Origin of the sequence: Paracholeplasma brassicae (assembly GCF_000967915.1) — a bacterium.
Classification (GTDB): Bacteria; Bacillota_I; Bacilli_A; order Acholeplasmatales; family UBA5453; genus Paracholeplasma; species Paracholeplasma brassicae.
Genome location: NC_022549.1, coordinates 1,048,500 through 1,070,242, shown reverse-complemented (window position 1 = coordinate 1,070,242; position 21,743 = coordinate 1,048,500). Strand labels below are relative to the sequence as shown.

The following is a 21,743-nucleotide window of genomic DNA, read 5'->3' as shown; positions in this document are numbered from 1 at the left end:
AATGAGTGTAAAATTAGTTTGTAGCCGCGTGGATGAACAAGGTTACGGCATTGTCTATTATAACGATCAAGCGTATAAAGTATCAAACCTACTTGAGGGTGAAGAAGCGGAAGTCGAACTATTCAGTCAATCAGGCAAAGTGGTTTCTTTAATCAAAAAGAGCCCAGATCGTGTGAAACCAGTTTGCGGGGTATACCATTTGTGTGGGGGGTGTCAACTCCAGCACATCCGATACGAACACCAACTCGATTTAAAGCATGACTACGTTAAAAATTGTTTCAAAGAAGTTAATCTTGATGTACCAGTGTTAAAACCAATCGGCATGAATGATCCATATCACTATCGTAATAAGCTGCAAATTGTTTTTTCTGAGAAAAAGAAAAAAATCGTTGCAGGTTTTTATGAAGAAAATACACATAAAGTCGTCAATGCTGAGGATTGTGATATTCAAGACCAAGTCGGTAATGAAATCATCAAGACATTTAAACAGTTAATGGCAAAACATAAAATCAAACCTTACTTAGAAGCCAAAGATGAGGGTTTAATTAAACACGTTTTAGTCAAACGAAGTCAAGTTACCAAAGAAGTACTCGTTGTTATTGTCACGAGGGATTTGGTATTTCCTGGAAGAAATAACATTTTAAAAGATCTTAGACAAAAGCATCCTGAGATCACTTCGGTCGTACAAAATATCAATCCAAGAAGAACCTCAGTCGTTCTAGGCAATGAAGAAAAAGTTATTTTTGGCAAGGGTTACATTGAGGATGTCTTACTCGGACACCGATTCCAAATAGGCTCAAAAACATTTTATCAAGTGAATCCAAAACAAACCGAAGTACTCTATCAAAAAGCAATTGAGCTACTAAATCTATCAAAAAATGATGTGGTTTTAGATGCTTACGCCGGTGTTGGGACCATTGGTATCTCACTTGCTAAGCAAGCAAAAGAGGTTCTTTGTGTCGAAATTAACCCTGATTCGGTAAAAAATGCTAAAAAAAATGCACACATCAACCAAATCAATAACATTGATTTCGTTTGCGAAGACGCATCTAAATACATCACGTACATGGTAAATCAAAAGGTTAAGCTTGATGCGATTGTCGTCGATCCACCACGATCTGGTCTAGAAAAAGCATTTGTTGATGCGTTAAATCAAATTAAGGTAAAGAAGTTAGTATATATCTCTTGTGATCCAAAGACACTATCACGAGATTTAAAACAACTTAGTTATAAATACGACATTCACCCAGTTCAACCAGTCGATATGTTTTCACAAACGTATCACATTGAAAATGTTGTTTTATTAACTGCGAAAAAACAAGTTCAGTAGGACAATAAACAATATAAATTCAGAAAACAATGACTACGGTTGTTGTTTTTTTTACTATTGAACAGTATAATTTACATGTAAGAAGGTGATCATTTTGATATGGTGGATGAATTATCTATTGAATATGAGTATACCAATCGGTTTTCTATTTATCGCTTACCTATTTATTAAGAAAACACCTAACCAAATTAATGATTTGTATGGTTATCGAACGAAGTGGTCGAAAAAATCCGATGAAACTTGGCACTTTGCTCATCGGTATTATGGCAAGATTTGGTTATCTTTAAGTCCCGTTTTGATGGTATTAATCACAACGGTACTTCTATTTATTATGAACGAATCAGATTATGTCCTATTTATTCGTAGTATCATTATCAAGTTTTTACTGATAACGGTTACTATATTATCGATTATACCTGTTGAAAAAGCACTAAGAACTCACTTTGACTCAAGTGGCATGAGAATTAAATGAAGAATAATCGAATACCTCATTACACTTTATACGCGATTGGTTTATTCTTGTTAGACTTCGTTTTGACCGTCTTTATTTTATCAAATAATCAGATAGTCACCGAGGCAAATCCGCTCTTTTACAGTCACTTTGGCTATGTAACGCTTTTGATTAATGTTTTATATTTGATTAGCATTTATTTAATGACTCTATGTATCAAACACTATCAGACTGTGATGTATGATGAAAAATCGAGCCTAGCCTACTTTTTTAAGCTTTATCGAAGTCATCATAGCCTTTTTATTGTCGTAAGTGTCTTTAGTGCGTATATAAAGTCAACGTTGGTTGCAAGAATGTTTGTGGTGGTTGAATGGTTAACCTTCGGTATTTTTGAAGAAGCTTTTTTAAACTCAGTTTACTTTACAATTAGAGAACGATTCCCACTGGAAAGATTTGATGTGGTTTTCGGCTTTGTGTTATTTGTGTATTTTTGGCTAGATTGGTATCGAAAAGAACACCTCAAGGCAAAAGACTTAGAGAGAAAGAGTAAGGCTAAAGAGTCTATATAATAAAAAAAATGTACGATGGCATTGAGCAATCGTACATATGTATGATTTTATTGAGCGTACTTATGAGCAATTGAACTGGCTGCTGCAGACGCGATGGCACCTACGATGTCATCTAAGAAAGTGTTACATTTGCCCTCTTCCTTACCTTCAGTGTCTAATCTGCCGATAATACCAGGTTTTGATTTGTCAACAAATCCAAAGTTGGTAAACCCAATGGAACCGTAGACATTGACGATTGAAAACGCGAGCACTTCATCAACACCAAATAGGCCATAATCACCGAGTAACATACTTAAAAGTGGTTCACTAAGCAGTTTTTTTTCTGCTAAAACATCTAGTTCAATGCCAACAAGAACTGCGTGTTGTACCTCTCTTTTAAGAATCACACGATCAACGTGGTCTAGGCAAATCTCTAAAGTCACGTCTTTTACGTAAGGTTTTTGCAGGTCGTATGTTATTTTTGCGATATCGACTAATTCAACACCTCTTTCTTTTAAACGTTCGATTATGATGTCGTATTTTTTCGTATCATTTAATCGGTTGTACTCTTTTTTTAATTCTAAATGCAAACTCATATTATTCCTCCCTTAAAATATGTTTAATGGAAATTTATTATACCATTTTTAGATGGAATGTCAACACCACTTTAAAGTCATCATCGGTTGTTTCAAAAAGGCTATTCATTTAAGCGATGTTATTTAGTATAATGGTATTGTAGAAAAAGGGGTATTGTATGAATAAAAATGTTATTGTAAGAGGAATTTACGCCGGTATTTTGATTGGGCTAGCGAGTCTCTTATATCTTAGTGTTGAGAACGCCTATTTGGGCAGTTTATTGTTTAGTTTAGGGTTGCTTGTTGTTTGTGCGGAAGGTCTTTACCTTTATACAGGCAAAGTCGGTTATCTTGCAAGGCAAAAGAATTATCTTAAAACCGTCATCACCACGCTTGTTTCAAACGCGATAGGTATCACGTTTGTTAGTGTTTTAGGGTTGATTGCTAAACCGAATTTAGTTCATAATGCAACGCTTTTAGTCGATGCGAAACTAAGTAATCCAATCGAAGCGGTCATCATTTTATCCATGTTTTGTGGAATGATGATGTACATTGCCGTGGAAGGGTATCAACGAATTTCAAATGAAACAGCAAAAGTGTTGGTTGTTGTATTTGCAGTTATGATTTTTATCTTAGCTAAATTTGAACATAGTATCGCAAACATGACTTATTTGATTGTTTCTAAAACCATTACATTGAAGTCATTATTTTATTTATTACTTATGATTCTTGGTAATGGAATAGGGGCATCAATTTTGTGTTTCATAGATAAAAAAATCGATCAATACAGTGTCTAAGGAGGCAAAAATATGAAGAAAATCATCAAAGTATTCGTAAAAGTCCTAATTGTCTTAATTCTTTTTATTGGTGGTTTTTTGGGCTACCTCACGGTAACTGAATATCGACCAGATCAAATAGAAGCACTAGAGATATCGAATAATCAAACACAAAAAGTTTCGTTAAATACCACTTATAAAGCCATGACTTATAACATCGGTTATGCTGGACTAGGTAGCAAAGAAGATTTTGTGATGGATGGTGGTTCTAAAGGTAGACCGGATTCAAAAGAGGTAGTTCTTGATTATCTTGAGGGAACCTTAGATATCTTAAGTAGTCACGAATCCGATTTTTACTTTTTACAAGAAGTTGACTTAAAAGCTAGAAGAAGTTTTAATTTAAACCAAGTGCGTTTGATTGAAGAACGTTTGGGTGATGGGTTCTCTAGTAGCTTTGCTTACAATTTCAAAGCCAATTTTGTTCCATTTCCCGTATCATTTACTGATTATATCGGTCACGTTGAAAGTGGTTTATTAACGCTTTCGACCAAACAAGTAGAATCCTCAAAAAGACATCAATTTCCGGGCGAATTTTCTTGGCCACTGCGAATCGCTAATCTGAAACGCGCAATGATGGAAAACACCTACGAAATTGAAAATAGCGATAAAAAATTAATCATGGTCAACTTACATATGTCGGCTTATGATGGGGATGGTTCACTCAGAAAAGCTGAAATGGCCTATTTAAAAGAGTTTATGGTGGCACAAGAAGCATTAGGTAATTACGTTGTCATTGGTGGTGACTTTAATCAAACATTTCCAGAAGTAAAAGATCTGTTTTTACCAAAACAGGACTATTACGTTGCCTATCCGATCGAGGATGATTATTTACCATCGGGTTATTCGTTTCAAATCGATCCGATCAAGCCAACCGCGCGCTTATTAAATCAACCATACGATAAACTAGATGAAAATACTCAATATTATCTGATAGACGGGTTCATCGTATCTTCAAATATCACCGCCTTTTCGGTAATCAACCTAGATTATGACTTTTTATATAGTGATCATAACCCAGTGGTTTTAAATTTCAAATTAAATTAAAAAAAAGTCCAATTTTGGACTTTTTTTATGTCTTATTTTCCGAGTTTATCTAAGAATGCTTCAATTGGTTGGTTACCAACGAGTTCTAAGGTTTCGTTAATGATGATTTTAGGTACACCTGAAACGTTGTATTTTTCTGACAAGTCATAGAATGTTTGGGCTTCAATCATCTCAGCTTTTACGTTACTATTTAACATTGCCATGCGGTGAGCGGTTTGAACAGCACCTGGACAGTGAGGGCATGAGAGTGTCACAAACACTTTGATGTCAACCGGTTCTTTGATTGATTTAATGCGATTAATAATGTCATCAGAAAATTGAAATTCAACACCAGACATTTCTAAGATAGCACTAATGAATGAATTAATCTCATGACCAGCAGGAATACCATTAAATTTAACACCACGATAATCACCGTTATGATCTAAGAAGACAAAGCTTGGTGCGCGTTTGATGTCGTAAGTTGATAATTCATCGGCTGCGTCTTCAAGTTCTAGCGTTTTAAGTGTGATTTTATCCGATAATCCAGCAGTTTCTTCTAGTAATTGTTTGGTTTCTTTACAAGTATCGCACGCCTTGTCAACGAAAAGTAAGATTGAAATTGGATTGATCATGTCCTTAAGAATGTCTTTGATTTGATCAGATACTTCATTTGAAAATAGTTTTGCCATAGTATTATTCTCCTTTATTGATGTAGATGGCTGCTTGAAGGGCTGCAATAGCGCCTTGGCTAGCGGCAATAATGACTTGCTTATGTGGCATTGAAGTCACATCACCAGCGGCATAAAAGCCTTTGGTTTTGGTTTCTTGTAATTCGTTTGTGATAATTTCTTTTTGATCGTTTCGCAGTACAAATTCACTGGCTAAATCGCTGTTTGGAATGTTTCCAATTTCAACAAAAACGCCATCAACGTCTAGTTCAATCGTTGACTCGTGATGCTTATCATAAAGACTGAGTGACTTTAAAACGTCTTGTCCATTGAATGATAGAACATCGGTTTCAAGATGAATTTGGACGTTAGGTAGTGACTGTAGTTTTAAAACAGACGATTGGTCAGCTCTTAATTGACTTCGTTGTATTAAGACGACTTGTTTTGCAATTTGTGCAAGGTCAATGGCTGCATCAACGGCGCTATTACCGCCTCCAATGACCGCGACCACTTTGTTTTTAAAAAACGGACCATCACAGGTTACACAGTAACTGACACCTCTTGATTGAAATTCTTTTTCACCTTTAACCCCTAGTTTTCTAGGGTTACCACCTAAGGTATAAATAATGGTTTTGCTTGATAGGGTTTCACCAGTTGATAGTGAAATGACAAATAGGTTATCCGATTTTTGGATTTCTTTAACATAAACACCAGTCAAAGTAGGCACATCAAATGTATTTACGTGCGATTGAAACGCTTCAATGAGTCTAGAAGCATCAACGGCTTTAAAGCCTAAGTAATTGTCGACATCTTTTGTGTTATTTAATTGTCCGCCAATTTCATTAGCAACAATGATCACATCCAGATTTTTTCTTTTGGCGTATAGGGCAGCATTTAAGCCGGCCGGACCGCCGCCTAAGACAATTAAATCATAAGTTTTATCATTTGATAGGTCTTTTTTCGGTGTCTTGTCAATGGTAAAATTAAACATAGGAGACCACCTTTCTAATTACTATTATAATGGGTATAGGTAACTTTTGATAATGATTTGCACTTGCAAGAACATAGTGATAAATAGGATCTTTTATGTTAATATTATTATTAGGTGATTATTATGTATATCATAGTGAATATGAAGTTAGAAGATTACTTAAGCGAGATTGATTATACGTATTTAGGTGAGCGTTATCTAACAGAAGCAGGTTTCATACACGCATCAACACCCAAACAGTTTTTTAAAGTTTCAACAAGGTTTATGAATGAAAAAATGAAACTAATCTGTTTAGTGATTGATACGAATAAACTCGAATCAACAATTAAATTTGAGCAAGCAAGCGATAAGGATTATTACCCACACATCTATGGAAGAATCAACGTCGAGGCTGTTTACGAGGTGTTTACTTATGAAAAAGATGAAAAAGGTCTTTTTTACCCCCTAAGGGGTATGAGAAGTATTTTAATGAAAGTGAGTAATTTCTCTTTACAAACGATTCGTTAATTGTTACAATAGCATCAATCAAATATAAAAATTATTAAGAAGACGGGAGAGATATAGCTCTGTGAACGTCTACCAACCAGCAGTTAGCTACGGTGGTACAGCTATAAACGATAAATTGTACGAATTTAAAGTCTCTTTATCGAGGCTTTTATTTTTTTATTTAAACGGAGGGGTAACATGATTCAACTATTAAATGTGTCAAAAAAATACGATGATATCAAGATACTTGAGAATCTGAATCTATCGGTAGACACGGGTACTATTTATGGCATTTTAGGTAGAAGTGGGGCTGGGAAGTCGAGTCTTATTCGAATGCTTAACGGGCTTGTTAAGCCCGATAGTGGACAAATATTGATTGATAATCAAGATTTAACCACATTAACAACGCTTGAACTTAGAAAAATGAGAAAGCGTGTTTCGATGATTTTCCAACAGTTTAACCTGCTTTATCAACAAGATGTATTAAATAATGTGCTAATTGGATACCAAGGCAAAGACTTATCTAAAATCGAAAAAACAAAAAAAGGCGATTAATTTGTTAAAGGTTGTTGGATTAGAAGGGTTTGAAAACAGATACCCTAAAACACTTTCTGGTGGGCAAATGCAACGAGTGGCCATCGCTAGAGCACTCATGAATGAACCTGATTATTTGCTTTGTGATGAAATCACTTCAAGTTTGGATCAAGAAACGGCTTATCAAATTTTGGACTTATTAAAACAAATCAACCAGCAAATGAATTTAACGATTCTATTTGTCTCTCATGACATTGATGCGGTAAAATACATCTGTAGTGATGTTTGTGTCATTGAAGACAAACACGTTATTGAATCAGGAAAGACCATCGACTTGGCATTAAATCATCAATCGAGTGTGTCAAAACGATTTTTAAATCATTTTGATGATCGCTTTTTAGATAAAGTGACAGAAGATGTCTATGAAGTCTATTTTCTAAATGAGATAAACTACCCATTGATTTCTCAAGTGTCTAAAAAGCATCTAGTCGATATCAGCATCTTGTACGCTAAAATCAGTGAGATTAATCATCAATCGGTAGGTTATTTACTGATTACAGTGAGCGGTAAGCATAAATTAAAAGCTATTGCTGATCTTAAAGAGAAAGTGTCGGTGAATCTATATGTTTGATAACGTCAGATTTGATTTACTTCAAGACGCTTTGATTGACACCATCTACATGACGTTTGTGACCTTAATCTTTGTATTAGTGTTTGGCTTTTTAATAGGCTATGTGTTGTATTTGACGGAGTCAAAGAAAGGCATTTTAAAGGTGGTTCATCAACTGTTGGTTTTTCTCACAAACATTGCAAGAAGTATTCCTTTTTTGATTCTGATGATTCTAATCATGCCATTAACCAAACAAATCATCGGCACCATTTTAGGCTCAAGTGCTGCAATCCCAGCGCTTGTGATTTCGGCAACCCCTTTCTACGCTAGATTGGTTTACCAATCGTTAAGAGAAATCCCGAAGTCCATCATAGAGATGTTAGAATCTCTAGGAAAAACGACCACACAAATGACGCCTATTTTACTTAAAGAATCATTACCTGGATTGATTTCAGGTTTAGTAATTACCTCAGTTACCTTAATTGGGTTTACCTCAATTTCAGGGGTGATTGGGGCAGGTGGGCTTGGCCACCTAGCCTATCAAAGTGGCTTTGTAAAAAATGATCAAACCATGATATTATTATCAACACTTACGGTGTTAGCACTGGTATTTTTAATCCAAGGTATCGGTGATTTCGTCGTAAAAAAAATAGATAAGCGATTATAGGAGAAAATAAAAAATGAAAAAATTCGTATTAATTGTATTAACAATTGTTTCAATCACACTACTGACTGGCTGCCAAAAAGATGACCCATCAGTGATCAAAGTTGGCGCTTCACCATTACCGCACGCGGCAATATTAGAACAAGCAAAACCCTTATTAAAAGAAAAAGGCTATACCTTAGAGATTATTGAATTTTCTGACTATGTTTTACCAAACGTTGCGTTAACGAATAATGAGATCATTGCCAATTTCTTTCAACATGAACCCTATTTAAATCGGTACAATAATGAAAACAACACATCGATCGTTAAGGCAGCTTCAATACACATTGAACCCATTGGTATCTATTCTAAAGTTTATGAGTCCTTAACAGAGGTAAAAGAAGGCGATACGGTATTAATGAGTAATTCACTATCAGACCAAGGACGATTATTAAATCTTTTAGTAGAAGCGGGCTTAATTACTCTCAAACAAGGCGTAAAACCATTTGATGCAACGTTAGATGACATCGATCAAAATCTTAAAAATCTCGATATAAAAGCAACCATCGCACCAGAAATGTTAGGGCTTGCTTATCAAAATAACGAAGCTGAATTGATCTTGATTAACACCAATTTTGCGTTAAATATCAATTTATCCCCTTCAAAGGACGCGCTTATTTTAGAGTTAGCGAATCAAACAAATCCATACAGTAACATCTTAGCGGTCAACGAATCTGACCTTGATGACCCACGCGTCATCGCGTTAATTGAAGTGTTAAAATCCTTAGAAATCCAAGCGTGGATTGAAGAAGAATTTGAAGGCAATGTGGTTCCAGTTATTAACTAATGAAAGACTCAGGAAAGCTATATTTGAAGACGCCCATCGGTAACTTAGAAATCATTGTTGAACACAATAACATTATCTTAATATCACTTGTTAAAGAGGCTCTTAAATCAGATTCGTTAAGGTTAGAAGAACGGATCAAAGACGAATTTAGTCGCTACTTTGATGGAAATCTTAAAGCATTTAGCCTACCTTACAAACTCGATGTAAGCCAGTTTAGAAAGACCGTCTTAGAAATGACAAGAGCGATTGCCTACGGGAAAACAACCACCTATTTGGAGTTATCAATCAATGCGTTTAATCATAATAAGGCTAGAGCGGTTGGACAGGCGTTAAATAAGAATCCATTGATGATTCTAATTCCGTGTCACCGTGTGATTGGCAAAAATCAACAATTGATTGGTTATAACGGTGGAATTGAAGTCAAATCCTATTTAATTAATCTAGAAAAACAGCATTCGTAAGGTACTTATTTTTGGTGGCATGTTATAATGTAGTTAGAAAGTGGTGTGGTTCTTATGGATCAAAATAATAAACGTATCAAAGAACTTCAAGATGAGGTTCAGTCATTAAAAACAATCATCAAACAAATGATCGATGATAATCATTCATTCGAATCACTCGATTTTGGCTGGACTGGTAACTTGGGTCGCTGGTACTGGAATTATCAAACCAATGAGGTCACGTTTAATCCATTAAAAGTGATGGCACTTGGCTATGTTTACGAAGAAATTCCAAAACAGGTCGACTACCAATTTTTCACCGAAAAGCTACACGAGGATGACTATGAACGTGTGATGTCAAATATGTTAGAACACCTTCAAGGAAAAAGAGACGCTTACGAGGTTGAATACCGTATTAAAAAAAGGGATGGGTCTTACCTTTGGTTTTATGATCGTGGCGTTGTAACCAAGCGAGATGAGAAAAACAGACCCTTGCTGATGGCTGGTATCGTCTTTGACATCACAAAGAAAAAAGAAATTGAAGAAGAATTAAAAGCAAAAAACAAATATTTAGAAGAATTAGCAATCAAGGATCCATTGACGGGGATTTGTAATCACCGATCGCTTTATAGTCAACTAAATCATCTTCTTACGGGAAAAAAAGTATTTGATACACTTGCGGTGGTGATGCTTGATCTTGATAATTTTAAGAAGGTGAATGACACAAAAGGTCACGTTTTTGGTGATGAAGTGTTAAAACAGTTTTCATCTATTGTCTTAAAACACATCCCCAACTCATCGGTGTTTGGACGTTATGGTGGTGAGGAGTTTATGCTTATTTGCTTAAATCAGACAAGCGATGAAATCCTAAACTGTTGTAATCGAATTAGAGAAGAATTTAAGAATTACTATTTAACAGAAACAATCAACATTAGTGTCAGTGGGGGAATAGAGTTTTATGACAATCAAACTTTATATCAACTAATTGATAACGCTGATCAAAAGCTCTACGTTGCTAAACGTAACGGAAAAGATCAATTCATCATTTAAACAATCGTTAAACATATAAAAAAAGCCAAGAATTTATTTCTTCGCTTTTTTTGTTAATCGGCTCTTCTAGATTTGTTTTTTTAAGTAGTAAGCTATAATTGCTTGCGTACCCTCATCATAGTAGTCTTTTGATAGTTGATCATAGATGTTTCTTACCGTCGTTAGTATTGGTAAATCCAAATCTTTCTTTTCTTCAATCGCAAGGTTTAAATCTTTTAAAAAGTGTTTGATGTAAAAACCGGGGGTGTAATCGTCTTTGATCATTTTTAATCCATTATTGACGGCTTGCCAGCTTGAGGCAGAACCGTTGGTGATCACTTGATAAGCACTGTTTAAATCTAAGCCTTGAACACGTGCATAGGTTAACCCTTCAGCAATCCCAGCGATGTTTCCCGCGATTGTGATTTGATTGGACAGTTTCATGTGTTGGCCACTACCCGATTTACCCATATAAGTGATGGTTTTCCCAAGGACAGTTAATAAGGGTAGAACCACATCAAATGCATTTTTATCGCCACCGACCATAATCGAAAGGGTTTGATTTTTTGCCCCCAAGTCACCACCAGTCACCGGTGCATCGAACATACTAAGTTCATAGGCTTCGGCTTTTTTTGCAAGATTAATGGCTAACGTTGGACTAGAGGTGGTCATGTCAACTAAAATAGTGCCCTTTTTTACGTTTGGAATGATGGTTTCGTAAATCTCTTTAACGTCCGTTGGATAACCCACAATGGAAAATACAACTTGAGCGTCTTTTACCGCAGAGATGAGATTATTTGCAATCGTTGCTTTCGTTTCTAAGCCCTTTGTTTTTTCTTTTGACCGGTTATAAACAGTTAGTTCGTGTCCGGCGTTAATTAAATGTGTGATCATAGGATACCCCATGACACCACTACCGATAAATGCTATCTTCATTCGTATTCACCCACATCGAGTCTCTCAAGTGGCATGCTCATGCATCTTGGGCCACCTCGACCTCTTGATAACTCACTAGAAGCCATTGGGATTACTTTAATGCCTTCTTGTTCTAATAATTTGTTTGTGATCGTATTTCTTTCATAAACAATGACAACGCCAGGAGAAATCGCTAATGTATTGGCGCCATCGTTCCATTGTTCTCTGTCGGATGCAATCGCGTCGTTTGCCCCACATGGAATCATGGTAATGGCATTTTTTAACAAGCGTGAGAACACACGTTTTAATGTTTCTTCCTTGTGTTCGATGACTAAATGGTCTTTTTTTGAACCACGTCTAATCAAATAGATATTTAACTTTTTTAAAAAGTCATGGTGTACTAAGAATTGATACGTATTAACCTGCGTTAAAATGGTATCAAGGTGCATGAATGCACGTTTTTTTGGCATGTCAATTGCCACCACGTATTCAAGCTCACTCGATTCAAAAAGCGATTTAGCAATGAGTTCAATGGCATCCGGGTTGGTTCGCTCAGAAATACCGATGGCGACGACCTTCTTGCTTAAAACTAAAATGTCACCACCTTCAATCGATGGTTTTTCCGTACGTTCATAAAAGCGTTTCTTGTCTTTAAATGAAGGGTGGTACGTAAAAATGTAATCCCCATAGATTGTTTCCCGTTCTCTGACATTTCGGTGCATTTTATTAATACTGACGCCGTCAAAGATGATCGAAAATGGATCTCTTGTGAAATACAAATTAGGCATTGGATCTGTAATGAACGGGTAATCCTCAATGCGTTCTTTGAGTGAGACCAATCGAACCCCTTCAAGTTTTGTTTTTGGGATACCTGACATGGTTTCTTTGACCATTTCTTTGGTATTAAGTGTACTTAAATACGCACGAAGTTTTTTCTTCGTTTGTTTATTGATGACGCCAGCTTCATCAATAAACTGTTCAATAAATTGGTTTTTTACCTGTTTGTTTGATAACGATTCAGAAACTAAATCCTCTAGATAGAAGACCTCAACTTGATGGTCTTCTAGAATTTTTTTGAATTCGTCGTGTTCCTCTTGGGCACGTTTCAGCCACGGAATGTCATCAAACAGCAGTTGGTTTAGCCATTTAGGGGTCAAATGTTCTAATTCGAGACCTGGCCTATGCAGAAGGACTTTTTTTAATTGTCCGACTTCAGAAGTTACGTTTAAACTAATCATTTTTTTGCCTCCTTATTCTTTTTCTATTATATCATACCCTAGCTTTAAATAAGGCGTTACTCGGGATATTGATTGGTTTTATTAAAAGTAAGAAATCGTTTTCAAATGAATAAAACTTGATTAATGACGCTAAATATTTATAATTGAAGTAAGCGAAGAACAAGAGTAGTAATTTGTAGGACTTCTTAAGAGAGCTGATGGTTGGTGTAAATCAGTGTGGGATACATATGAACGTGCTTGGGAGCTTTTAAATCGAATGATTGAGGTTTAAACGTATTAATCGGCGTTAACGATTTAAGTGCTAGTGTTTACACTAGAACTAAGGTGGTACCACGGAAAATTTCGTCCTTAGCTATTATGCTAGGATTTTTTTATTTTTTGGCCCCTTTACGTGTCACTCAATTTTAGGTTTAAACGTAGCTAGGCGTTAACTAGGTAAGTGCTAGTCTTTTTTAGACTAGAATCAAGGTGGTACCGCGGTAATAATCGTCCTTGGCAAGTTTTTTGCCAAGAGCGTTTTTTTATATAAAAATATAAGGAGAAGAAGAAAATGAAAAAATTAGTAAGTTTAATATTAGCAGTAACAGCGGGTTTGTTTTTAGCGTCTTGTCAGGGACAAAACAACATATTTACCTATACAATAGATGAATCTTATACGGAGTACATCACCTTAGGCACATCGGCTGACTATCCACCATACGAGTGGCCAATGAAAGTCAGTGGCAAACAAACCCTAGTTGGTATTGATATTGAGATTGCCAAGGAAGTTGCCAAAGCGTTGGGTAAGAACTTAAAAGTGGTCAATAAGGGCTTTGAATTCTTGTTAGACGATTTAGAAAATGGTAAAGTTGACTTTGTTTTAGCTGGGATGAATCCAAGTGAAGAAAGAAAAAAACAAGTGGACTTTTCAATTATCTATTACGAAGCCAACCAAGTCATTTTAGTGAATGAATCAGAAAAAGATTCCTTCGCAAGTTTGGAAAGCTTGAATGTAGCAAGTCTTAGAATTGGTGCTCAAATTGGGTCTGTTCAACAAACGCTTGTCGAAGAACACTTTAATAAAGCTCAAACACAATTCATTCAATCGGTGCCTGATTTGGTCTTAAGATTATCAAATAAACAGCTAAATGCGGTTGTTGTTGAACGTCCTGTGGCTGAAGGGTACTTAAAAAACATCAGTGGTTTACACATTCTAGATTTACAAATAGGTAACCCTGAAGAAGGTTCTGCAGCGGCTGTACAAAAAGGAAATACCGAACTATTAGCTGTAATTAATCAGGTATTAGAATCACTCATTTCGTCTGGGAAAATGGATCAAATCATTTTTGACATGACCGAACTAAATAAGAACTAAAATGGATTTCTCATTTGTCTTAGACCCTTATTACCTAGGGATATTATTTAGCGGCTTAGGCATGACGTTGTTGCTGGCGCTATTATCGGTTGTCTTTGGCTCAATGCTTGGTTTCATTCCGGCATTTATGAGATTAAGTAGGCATAAAGTCCTGCACGTGATTGCGAAAAGTTACGTTGAATTAATCCGCGGGACACCACTATTGGTTCAGGTGTTACTCATTTATAGTATGGTTCGTCTACCGGTTGTTGTCTTTTTAGGCATTGATTTATCGAGTTTTATTCCAGGGATGTTGGCGTTATTAATTAACTCAAGTGCTTACGTCTCAGAAATCATTCGTGGGGGCATATTATCCGTACCAAAAGGACAAAAAGAAGCGGCATTGTCACTTGGAATGAATCAAAAACAAACCATGAGAAAGATTATTCTACCACAAGCGATTAAACACATCATACCGGCACTCGGTAATGAGTTTGTGACGATGATCAAAGAAACATCGATTTTCATGTATCTAGGTATTGCAGAACTCATGTATGCGGCAACGATTGTACGTACCTCGACTTATGCCGTTAAAGAAACTTATATTGTGGTTGCGATACTCTACTTTATGCTAACGTTTCCAACCTCTAAGTTAATGGGGTATTTTGAAAAGAGGTTATCTTATGGCAAATAATAGCTTGTTTAAAATAGAAAAATTATCAAAAGTCTTTGAGGATGGAACTAAAGCACTTGATGACGTATCCTTAACAATTAATCAACACGAAGTTACAATCATTATTGGACCTTCTGGTAGTGGTAAGTCAACACTTTTACGAACACTAAATCTCATGGAATACCCAACTGAGGGTACCATAGAATTCGAAGGTAAGAATATCTTAAATCCAAATTATGATGTTTATGAACATCGTAAGCACGTCGGGATGGTCTTTCAAAACTTTAATTTATTTCCACATCTAACGATTTTAGAGAACTTGACACTTGCACAAGTTGACGTCCTAAAAAGAGACAAAAGTGAGGCAATCTCTAAAGCCATGACGCTTTTAGAAAAAGTCGGTTTAGCAGAAAAAATCAACAATTATCCAAACCAGCTTTCAGGCGGGCAACAACAACGTGTGGCAATCCTAAGAGCGTTATTAATGGATCCTACCGCCATTTTATTTGATGAACCAACCAGCGCACTAGACCCAGAAATGATCAAAGAGGTTTTATTGCTTATGAAAGATTTAATCCAAACGGGGATCACGATGATTATCGTGACACACGAAATGGGATTTGCAAGACATTTTGCAGATAAAATTGTTGTGATGGATAAAGGTGGAAAGATCATTGAAGAAGGTCATCCAAGTGTCATATTCAATGAACCAAAAAATGAGAAAACCAAACAATTTTTATCGAATGTCCTAACCTCATTTTAAATTAAATATTTTTTATATAATATTATTCTTTCATAACTCTTTCTTTGGTATAATAGAGGTACTGATGTTTAATTAACGAAATGAAAGAAGGCTAAAAATGAATAGTAATAAAGTATATCAAGAAAAAAAAGTGTTTTATGACCGATTGGTTAAAATCACCCTAGCACTTAGTCCACTTTTTCTAGTAAGTGCGATTATCTTAATCCTGATTAGAAAGCATCAAGTCCTCATGATTATTCTGACAATCTTGTTTTTACTTGGATCAACCCTAACGGTTTATTTTGCCAAAGAAGCGAAAAAATACTACTTAAAACATAAAAAACAACAGTACTTATCCTACGCTAACGAAAACGATTTAGCTTTTTCAAGGATCATCAGAGCGTATGATTCAAAGTTATTCATCAAAGAACTTCAAAAGATGAACTTCACACGAATTAAACACTCAATCGATACCATTGATGAAACAATCATCATCACCATTTCAGGCATGTTTGAAGATTACTTTATTGAGCTTGAATTAGATGAAGAGGAATTTGGTTTTAACATGAATAAAGTAGAAGTTGAAGATCTGATTTATTATCGTTATGAGGAGTTCATTAAACCAGAAGACATCAACCAAAGTTTCAAGTTGGTTTGTGAGAAAATCGAAATGCTCATTCAAGAATTTGATGCAAATGAAATGAAAATTATAATAGAAGACTAGATAGATAAAAGAAATAGTAAGCATTTCAAAGAAAATACTAGACTATTTCTTTTTTTTATGTATAATATGCATTGTTGTCTTTTAAAAAAATAGAAATGGGGAATACAGTATGTCAACACAAAAACAAATGAATCCAGGCCCACTCGGCTTACTTGGATTTGGTCTTGCCACGATTTTATTAAACATCCACAACGCGGATTTTATTCCATTAACGATTGTCATTATCGCAATGGGTGTCGCGCTTGGTGGTATTGCTCAAATCATCGCTGGTATTTTAGAATTTAAGATTGGAAATACCTTTGGTGGTACTGCGTTTACCGCGTATGGTTTATTTTGGTTATCGCTTGTCATGATTTGGACTCAAGCACCGGCTGGGTTTGAAGCAGATAATCTTTCGATGGGATTTTACTTGCTTATCTGGGGATTATTTACCACGTTCATGTTTGTTGGTACACTTTCGCACAACACAAGTTCAAAAGTAATTTTTTCAAGTTTAGCGGTATTATTCTATTTATTAGCGCTCGCAAACTTCTTAGACTCACATTTAATCCATGTGATTGCTGGTTACGTTGGAATTTTCTCAGGGTTATCGGCATTTTATAGTGCTGGTGGACAAATTGTAAACCAAGAATTGGGTAAAAACGTATTTCCTTTATAGAAATCAAAAAAAACTTAGGAGAAATCCTTCGTTTTTTTCATATGTTTGAAAAATGTCGTAATGGTATTACTTAATTAGTTTATTCGGGTTATCATTTATGATATAGTGTAGTTAATCTATTTCGATTAAAGGGGGTGGTAAGGTTGGATTTATTTCAAAATAATATGGTTTTGAGTTTTTATTCCATTATGATTTTGGTCATATTTTTGTATTTTACCTACAAGTACAAGTATCAAAAAACGGTGGAACAGACCTTGTTCAAATACTTGATTATTTCAAATATTGTGATGAACGTATTGGATGTTCTCTCGCGATTTGATGGACTTGAGCAACCTTATTTCGCCATATTCAACCAAATTGGTAATTACCTAGTGTTCATTCTTACCCCGCTTTTACCACTGATATGGACACTATACGTGAACTACCGAGTGAATTTATCAAAACGTAAATTAAATCAATGGATCTCAATTCTCCTTATATTGTTCGCCATAAACCTAGTGTTTGCGACAATCGCAATTTCAAGGGGGCTTTATTACACCATCAATGAACAAAACATCTATGAACGCGGGCCGCTTTATGTCTTATCATTCGTTTATGCGTATGGGTTGATGATTTTTAGTATGTTTTACATCATCAAGAATCAATCGCGTATCGATAAACGCCAGTTTAAGTCATTGATTGCGTTTGTTATTCCACCGGTTTTCGCCTCAATTATTCATATTTTCTTTTATGGGTATTCGCTTATTTATAACAGTATAACAATCTCGATTTTACTTGTGTTTATCGATACACAAGCCAATCAAATGGAAATTGATTATTTGACCAATGTCTTTAATCGAAAAAAATTACAACAGCATCTAGTTGAGCGAATCAATAATGCTTCAAAAGAACATTCGTTTGCCGCATCGATGATTGATTTAGATAACTTTAAGCAAATTAATGACACCTACGGACACACCGAGGGTGACATCGCATTACAGGTTGTTGCTCAATTACTCAAAGATGCCACATCAAAAGACGCGTTAATTGCACGATATGGTGGCGATGAGTTTTGTATCGTTATCGACATCGATGACGAAGATGAAATTAAACAATTGAATCAGGCGATTGAACATCGGGTTCAATCCTATAATGCGTTAGGATTAAAACCGTATTTGATTGAGTTTTCAATCGGTTATGAAGTCTTTGATAAAGAAAAACATCAAAACGCGAATGCTTTTATCGACGTACTGGATCAGTTCATGTATCAAGACAAAGAAAAGAAGAAAAACTAGCTCTTAGTTAAGGAAACATCAGGAAACTTAAATTTCTTGGTGTTTTTTCGTATTATTGGGTATCATATCACCAATTGATTTGTTATAATTAGATAAGAAAACGGGGTGGCGATGTGACAACATATTATGAGTTAGAAAAAAGAACGCCTTATAAACCTATGGACGGGTTAGCAGGCTTATCAAGATTAATGGCAAAAGAAGGCATGGTATTACTAAAAAACAACGGTGTTTTACCGTTGATTCATCAAAAAGTGAGTGTTTTTGGTCGAATTCAATTTGACTATTATCAATCAGGCACAGGCTCTGGTGGTCTTGTGAATGTGAGAAAAAAATACAGCATTCTTGAAGCACTTCAAATGAACCCAAGATTAGCGTTAAATGAGGCGTTGATCAAGACCTATCAAGCTTGGGTCAATGAGCACCCATTTAACAGTGGCAACGGCATGTGGGCAAGTGAACCATGGAGCCAGATTGAAATGGTTCTTGATGAAAAAACCTACATAGATGCCGCTAAATTTAGTGAGATTGCACTTGTGTTTCTTGGTCGTACGGCTGGTGAAGACAAAGACAATCAAAAAGAAAAAGGCAGTTATCTTTTGACTGATGAAGAAGAACAATTACTGAAAAACGTCAGTACACACTTTAAAGAAACTGTTGTCGTCTTAAACGTTGGTAACTTAATTGACATGTCATTTATCGAAAAGTATCAAATTTCTGCTTGTTTGCTTGCTTATCATGGCGGCTTACAAGGTGCACTTGCGATTAGTGATCTTTTATCAGGTTATGATAGTCCTAGTGGTAAACTAACCGATACCATCGCAAAAACGATCGAGGATTACCCTTCGAATCAAACGTTTGGGGCAATTGAAAACAAATATACCGAAGACATTTATGTCGGTTACCGATATTTTAACACGTTTAAGAAAGAAGCCATTTTATACCCATTTGGTTATGGGTTAACCTACACAAAATTTAAACTTCAAACCTCTACAGTATCCCTTAATAAGCAACTTATTACGATTGAAGGTCTCATTTCAAACGTTGGAAAATACGCCTCAAAACAAGTGATTCAAGTCTACATAAAGGCACCTCAAGGCGCACTTGGTAAACCAGATAAAGAGCTCATTGGCTATTACAAAACGAACGTGATTAAACCTGCCTTTGATGAACACTTTTCGATTACCATTGACTTAACTGAAATATCAAGTTATGACGAAGAAGGAAAAAGTGGCTATCCAAGCAGTTATGTCTTAGAAGCAGGCGATTATCATGTTTATGTTGGATTTGACTCCATGGATTTAATGCCATGCTATAAGTATCATCTAGATCAAACCTATTTAGTCAAAAAAGTAAGTGAGGCGCTACGTCCTGTGGTTCGATTTGAGCGGATAAAGCCTAAACTAGATCAAAACGGCTACGTAATTTCATACGAAGATGTACCAATTCGTAAAACGTCACTGAAAAAACGAATCGTTGACATGCGCCCACAAGCTCTAACAAATGCGCACGTCTCAAATTTAAATGAAGTCTTTAATAATAGAAGCTTATTAAACGGTTTTATCGCCTCATTAAGTGACGATGACTTAATCTGCCTCACCCGTGGTGAAGGCATGAGTAGTCCAAAAGTCACACCTGGAACCGCGTGTGCGTTTGCCGGTGTAACTGATGAATTAAAACAAAAAGGGTTTCCAATTTTGTGTGGTGCCGACGGTCCAAGCGGCATACGCATGGATAGCGGCTATGAAGCTACCTCTATACCAATCGGCACGCTGCTGGCATCTAGCTTTAATGAATCACTCGTGAGTGATCTCTACTATGGGATTGCTTTAGAGATGCAAAATTACAACATTGAGCTTTTACTTGCCCCAGGGATGAACATTCATAGACACCCACTAAATGGACGTAACTTTGAATACTTCTCAGAAGACCCTTATTTAACCGGTCACATGGCAAAAGCCGTCATTCATGGGTTAGATAAAGGTGGGGTTACAGGCTCACTAAAGCACTTTGCTTGCAACAATCAAGAACATCTTCGGTTTGATAGTAACGCCATCGTTTCAGAAAGAGCGTTAAGAGAAATCTATTTAAAGGGATTTGAACTTGCAATTAAACATTCCAATGTTAAAGCAATTATGACTGCTTATAATCCAATCAACGGGATTTGGGCAGCCTCAAACTATGATTTAAATACGACCATTCTAAGACACGACTTTAAATTTAAAGGCATCGTCATTACCGATTGGTGGGCTAAAATGAACGACGACCAAGACCGTGCATCAAAAGACAACACGGCGATGATGGTTCGGGCTCAAAACGATATTTACATGGTAATTACTGATGCGAAAAATAATTCTGGTAATGACAATACCAAAGACATGCTTCATAAAGGCCAGATCACAAGAGGTGAGCTAGAACGAATTGCCTCAAACATAACCAACTTTGTTTTAGATTCTTATACGTATCAAAAACAACAAGGAAAATTGAATAAACACCATGAAAATCTTTTAGAACAACCACAAATTGACGATCTTTTAATTGATGGAAAGCCACTTTTTGGCTTTCAAAAAGATGTGATGGTGTATCATCTAGAACAAAACGTCTCTGTGAACCAATTAAGAGTAATCACTAACCATGATTATAAAATCGAAGCCAATCTGGATACGATTTTAATCCTAGTCGGTCAACAAGTGATTTATCAGCTGACAAGTAAACCACTAGTCAAACAAAGCATGACCTTAGAATTTAAAAAAGACAAGCCAATCAAAGCCTTGGCAGTTAACAAAGAGCCGTGGGGAAAAACAGAGCTAGCACTCGAGAAGACCCATTTAAAGAGTCAAGCCATCAAAACAAGTAAAAATGGTCTAACCAATTGCCTAAAAAACGAATACGTGTATTACGCCATTGATGTATTAGAAACCTCTAAGTACATTGTGGAATTTAAATTACAAAGTGACGAACCAAGCTTATCACAAATGCCTTTTTCACTTTTAATTGAAAATACCATCAAACAAACCATCACCAGCAATGGAACCGATGGTAAAGAACTAACGGTCAGTGCACAGATCATCATCGAAAAAGGCCTCACGTTCTTAGGTTTAAGATTCAACCGAAGTGGTCTAGAAATTAATGAAATTAGTTTAATTAGACACTACTAACAAACTCGATAAAA

24 protein-coding genes, 1 riboswitch and 1 other annotated feature are annotated in these 21,743 nt (G+C 35.9%); of the genes, 19 read left to right on the top strand and 5 right to left on the bottom strand.

The features are described 5' to 3' along the window. The first annotated feature begins 1 nt into the window (after nt 1). From rlmD to BN853_RS04945, 3 genes are all read left to right on the top strand, one after another. Complete coding sequence (gene rlmD, locus BN853_RS04955; RefSeq protein WP_030004858.1) at nt 2-1,330, top strand: 23S rRNA (uracil(1939)-C(5))-methyltransferase RlmD; 1,329 nt, start codon at nt 2-4, stop codon at nt 1,328-1,330. A gap of 124 nt (nt 1,331-1,454) precedes the next feature. After that, complete coding sequence (locus tag BN853_RS04950) at nt 1,455-1,802, top strand: SdpI family protein (RefSeq protein WP_157869938.1); 348 nt, start codon at nt 1,455-1,457, stop codon at nt 1,800-1,802. Then, the gene (locus BN853_RS04945) at nt 1,799-2,350 is read left to right on the top strand and encodes a hypothetical protein (RefSeq protein ID WP_030004856.1); all 552 of its coding nucleotides are present in this window, start codon (nt 1,799-1,801) and stop codon (nt 2,348-2,350) included. The genes BN853_RS04950 and BN853_RS04945 overlap by 4 nt, the downstream gene beginning before the upstream one ends. 47 nt (nt 2,351-2,397) lie before the next feature. Here the strand turns inward: BN853_RS04945 and BN853_RS04940 are convergent, their stop codons facing one another. Further along, nucleotides 2,398-2,925, bottom strand: a complete 528-nt coding sequence (locus tag BN853_RS04940) for a phosphatidylglycerophosphatase A family protein (protein WP_030004855.1) — start codon at nt 2,923-2,925, stop codon at nt 2,398-2,400. A gap of 158 nt (nt 2,926-3,083) precedes the next feature. Between BN853_RS04940 and BN853_RS04935 the strand changes: the two genes are divergently transcribed. After that, nucleotides 3,084-3,701 (top strand): formate/nitrite transporter family protein, encoded by a 618-nt coding sequence (locus BN853_RS04935; protein ID WP_030004854.1) that lies wholly within the window; start codon nt 3,084-3,086, stop codon nt 3,699-3,701. Between the two features lie 12 nt (nt 3,702-3,713). Then, complete coding sequence (locus BN853_RS04930; protein WP_030004853.1) at nt 3,714-4,784, top strand: endonuclease/exonuclease/phosphatase family protein; 1,071 nt, start codon at nt 3,714-3,716, stop codon at nt 4,782-4,784. 32 nt (nt 4,785-4,816) lie between these two features. Here BN853_RS04930 and pdo read toward each other — a convergent pair whose 3' ends face one another. After that, nucleotides 4,817-5,455 (bottom strand): protein disulfide oxidoreductase, encoded by a 639-nt coding sequence (gene pdo / locus BN853_RS04925; protein WP_030004852.1) that lies wholly within the window; start codon nt 5,453-5,455, stop codon nt 4,817-4,819. Nucleotides 5,456-5,459: 4 nt separating this feature from the next. Then, nucleotides 5,460-6,425 carry an NAD(P)/FAD-dependent oxidoreductase gene (locus BN853_RS04920; RefSeq protein WP_030004851.1) on the bottom strand — a complete coding sequence of 322 codons (966 nt, stop codon included), beginning with the start codon at nt 6,423-6,425 and terminating at the stop codon, nt 5,460-5,462. 123 nt (nt 6,426-6,548) lie between these two features. On the opposite strand from BN853_RS04920, the gene BN853_RS04915 reads away from it, so the two are divergent. The 7 genes from BN853_RS04915 (at nt 6,549) to BN853_RS04885 (ending at nt 11,038) form a co-directional block, all read left to right on the top strand. Next, on the top strand, nt 6,549-6,932 hold the full coding sequence (locus tag BN853_RS04915; RefSeq protein ID WP_030004850.1) for a DUF952 domain-containing protein: 384 nt from the start codon (nt 6,549-6,551) through the stop codon (nt 6,930-6,932). A 28-nt stretch (nt 6,933-6,960) separates the two neighbouring features. Further along, a riboswitch (SAM riboswitch) is annotated at nt 6,961-7,049 on the top strand. Nucleotides 7,050-7,109: 60 nt separating this feature from the next. Further along, complete coding sequence (locus tag BN853_RS08810) at nt 7,110-7,466, top strand: ATP-binding cassette domain-containing protein (RefSeq protein ID WP_030004849.1); 357 nt, start codon at nt 7,110-7,112, stop codon at nt 7,464-7,466. A gap of 1 nt (nt 7,467) precedes the next feature. Continuing rightward, on the top strand, nt 7,468-8,076 hold the full coding sequence (locus tag BN853_RS08750) for an NIL domain-containing protein (RefSeq protein WP_030004848.1): 609 nt from the start codon (nt 7,468-7,470) through the stop codon (nt 8,074-8,076). Beyond that, complete coding sequence (locus BN853_RS04900) at nt 8,069-8,722, top strand: methionine ABC transporter permease (protein ID WP_030004847.1); 654 nt, start codon at nt 8,069-8,071, stop codon at nt 8,720-8,722. The genes BN853_RS08750 and BN853_RS04900 overlap by 8 nt, the downstream gene beginning before the upstream one ends. Nucleotides 8,723-8,735: 13 nt before the next feature. Further along, nucleotides 8,736-9,548, top strand: a complete 813-nt coding sequence (locus tag BN853_RS04895) for a MetQ/NlpA family ABC transporter substrate-binding protein (RefSeq protein WP_030004846.1) — start codon at nt 8,736-8,738, stop codon at nt 9,546-9,548. A 23-nt stretch (nt 9,549-9,571) separates the two neighbouring features. Beyond that, nucleotides 9,572-10,009: a methylated-DNA--[protein]-cysteine S-methyltransferase gene (locus tag BN853_RS04890; protein ID WP_157869937.1), complete on the top strand. Its 438-nt coding sequence runs from the start codon at nt 9,572-9,574 to the stop codon at nt 10,007-10,009. 54 nt (nt 10,010-10,063) lie between these two features. Next, nucleotides 10,064-11,038, top strand: a complete 975-nt coding sequence (locus tag BN853_RS04885; protein WP_030004844.1) for a sensor domain-containing diguanylate cyclase — start codon at nt 10,064-10,066, stop codon at nt 11,036-11,038. 66 nt (nt 11,039-11,104) lie between these two features. Here BN853_RS04885 and BN853_RS04880 read toward each other — a convergent pair whose 3' ends face one another. Both BN853_RS04880 and arcA read right to left on the bottom strand, forming a co-directional pair. Further along, nucleotides 11,105-11,953 carry an NAD(P)-dependent oxidoreductase gene (locus BN853_RS04880; RefSeq protein WP_030004843.1) on the bottom strand — a complete coding sequence of 283 codons (849 nt, stop codon included), beginning with the start codon at nt 11,951-11,953 and terminating at the stop codon, nt 11,105-11,107. Beyond that, on the bottom strand, nt 11,950-13,170 hold the full coding sequence (arcA, locus tag BN853_RS04875) for an arginine deiminase (protein WP_030004842.1): 1,221 nt from the start codon (nt 13,168-13,170) through the stop codon (nt 11,950-11,952). Before arcA ends, BN853_RS04880 begins: the two co-directional genes overlap by 4 nt. Before the next feature lie 146 nt (nt 13,171-13,316). Next, nucleotides 13,317-13,523, top strand: a binding site (T-box leader). A 197-nt stretch (nt 13,524-13,720) separates the two neighbouring features. Here arcA and BN853_RS04870 point away from each other — a divergent pair. The 7 genes from BN853_RS04870 to BN853_RS04840 all read left to right on the top strand — a co-directional run bounded on the left by BN853_RS04870 (nt 13,721) and on the right by BN853_RS04840 (nt 21,729). After that, nucleotides 13,721-14,524 (top strand): transporter substrate-binding domain-containing protein, encoded by an 804-nt coding sequence (locus BN853_RS04870; protein WP_030004841.1) that lies wholly within the window; start codon nt 13,721-13,723, stop codon nt 14,522-14,524. 1 nt (nt 14,525) lies between these two features. Next, complete coding sequence (locus BN853_RS04865) at nt 14,526-15,197, top strand: amino acid ABC transporter permease (RefSeq protein WP_030004840.1); 672 nt, start codon at nt 14,526-14,528, stop codon at nt 15,195-15,197. Then, the gene (locus BN853_RS04860) at nt 15,187-15,939 is read left to right on the top strand and encodes an amino acid ABC transporter ATP-binding protein (RefSeq protein WP_030004839.1); all 753 of its coding nucleotides are present in this window, start codon (nt 15,187-15,189) and stop codon (nt 15,937-15,939) included. The genes BN853_RS04865 and BN853_RS04860 overlap by 11 nt, the downstream gene beginning before the upstream one ends. Nucleotides 15,940-16,036: 97 nt before the next feature. Further along, complete coding sequence (locus tag BN853_RS04855) at nt 16,037-16,642, top strand: hypothetical protein (RefSeq protein WP_030004838.1); 606 nt, start codon at nt 16,037-16,039, stop codon at nt 16,640-16,642. Nucleotides 16,643-16,751: 109 nt separating this feature from the next. After that, nucleotides 16,752-17,300: an acetate uptake transporter gene (locus BN853_RS04850; RefSeq protein ID WP_030004837.1), complete on the top strand. Its 549-nt coding sequence runs from the start codon at nt 16,752-16,754 to the stop codon at nt 17,298-17,300. 143 nt (nt 17,301-17,443) lie between these two features. Beyond that, nucleotides 17,444-18,574, top strand: a complete 1,131-nt coding sequence (locus tag BN853_RS04845) for a GGDEF domain-containing protein (protein WP_052591263.1) — start codon at nt 17,444-17,446, stop codon at nt 18,572-18,574. Between the two features lie 113 nt (nt 18,575-18,687). Beyond that, the gene (locus BN853_RS04840; RefSeq protein ID WP_030004835.1) at nt 18,688-21,729 is read left to right on the top strand and encodes a glycoside hydrolase family 3 protein; all 3,042 of its coding nucleotides are present in this window, start codon (nt 18,688-18,690) and stop codon (nt 21,727-21,729) included. Nucleotides 21,730-21,743 lie beyond the last annotated feature (14 nt).

Bases quoted from the DNA above. Each gene is read 5' to 3' on its own strand.
- pdo (WP_030004852.1), bottom strand. From the start codon at position 5,455: ATGGCAAAACTATTTTCAAATGAAGTATCTGATCAAATCAAAGACATT.
- BN853_RS04920 (WP_030004851.1), bottom strand. From the start codon at position 6,425: ATGTTTAATTTTACCATTGACAAGACACCGAAAAAAGACCTATCAAAT.
- BN853_RS04860 (WP_030004839.1), top strand. From the start codon at position 15,187: ATGGCAAATAATAGCTTGTTTAAAATAGAAAAATTATCAAAAGTCTTT.
- BN853_RS04915 (WP_030004850.1), top strand. From the start codon at position 6,549: ATGTATATCATAGTGAATATGAAGTTAGAAGATTACTTAAGCGAGATT.
- BN853_RS04935 (WP_030004854.1), top strand. From the start codon at position 3,084: ATGAATAAAAATGTTATTGTAAGAGGAATTTACGCCGGTATTTTGATT.
- BN853_RS04895 (WP_030004846.1), top strand. From the start codon at position 8,736: ATGAAAAAATTCGTATTAATTGTATTAACAATTGTTTCAATCACACTA.
- BN853_RS04880 (WP_030004843.1), bottom strand. From the start codon at position 11,953: ATGAAGATAGCATTTATCGGTAGTGGTGTCATGGGGTATCCTATGATC.
- arcA (WP_030004842.1), bottom strand. From the start codon at position 13,170: ATGATTAGTTTAAACGTAACTTCTGAAGTCGGACAATTAAAAAAAGTC.
- BN853_RS04865 (WP_030004840.1), top strand. From the start codon at position 14,526: ATGGATTTCTCATTTGTCTTAGACCCTTATTACCTAGGGATATTATTT.
- BN853_RS04855 (WP_030004838.1), top strand. From the start codon at position 16,037: ATGAATAGTAATAAAGTATATCAAGAAAAAAAAGTGTTTTATGACCGA.
- BN853_RS04940 (WP_030004855.1), bottom strand. From the start codon at position 2,925: ATGAGTTTGCATTTAGAATTAAAAAAAGAGTACAACCGATTAAATGAT.
- BN853_RS04850 (WP_030004837.1), top strand. From the start codon at position 16,752: ATGTCAACACAAAAACAAATGAATCCAGGCCCACTCGGCTTACTTGGA.
- rlmD (WP_030004858.1), top strand. From the start codon at position 2: ATGAGTGTAAAATTAGTTTGTAGCCGCGTGGATGAACAAGGTTACGGC.
- BN853_RS04900 (WP_030004847.1), top strand. From the start codon at position 8,069: ATGTTTGATAACGTCAGATTTGATTTACTTCAAGACGCTTTGATTGAC.
- BN853_RS04930 (WP_030004853.1), top strand. From the start codon at position 3,714: ATGAAGAAAATCATCAAAGTATTCGTAAAAGTCCTAATTGTCTTAATT.
- BN853_RS04885 (WP_030004844.1), top strand. From the start codon at position 10,064: ATGGATCAAAATAATAAACGTATCAAAGAACTTCAAGATGAGGTTCAG.
- BN853_RS04945 (WP_030004856.1), top strand. From the start codon at position 1,799: ATGAAGAATAATCGAATACCTCATTACACTTTATACGCGATTGGTTTA.
- BN853_RS08810 (WP_030004849.1), top strand. From the start codon at position 7,110: ATGATTCAACTATTAAATGTGTCAAAAAAATACGATGATATCAAGATA.
- BN853_RS04870 (WP_030004841.1), top strand. From the start codon at position 13,721: ATGAAAAAATTAGTAAGTTTAATATTAGCAGTAACAGCGGGTTTGTTT.
- BN853_RS04950 (WP_157869938.1), top strand. From the start codon at position 1,455: ATGAGTATACCAATCGGTTTTCTATTTATCGCTTACCTATTTATTAAG.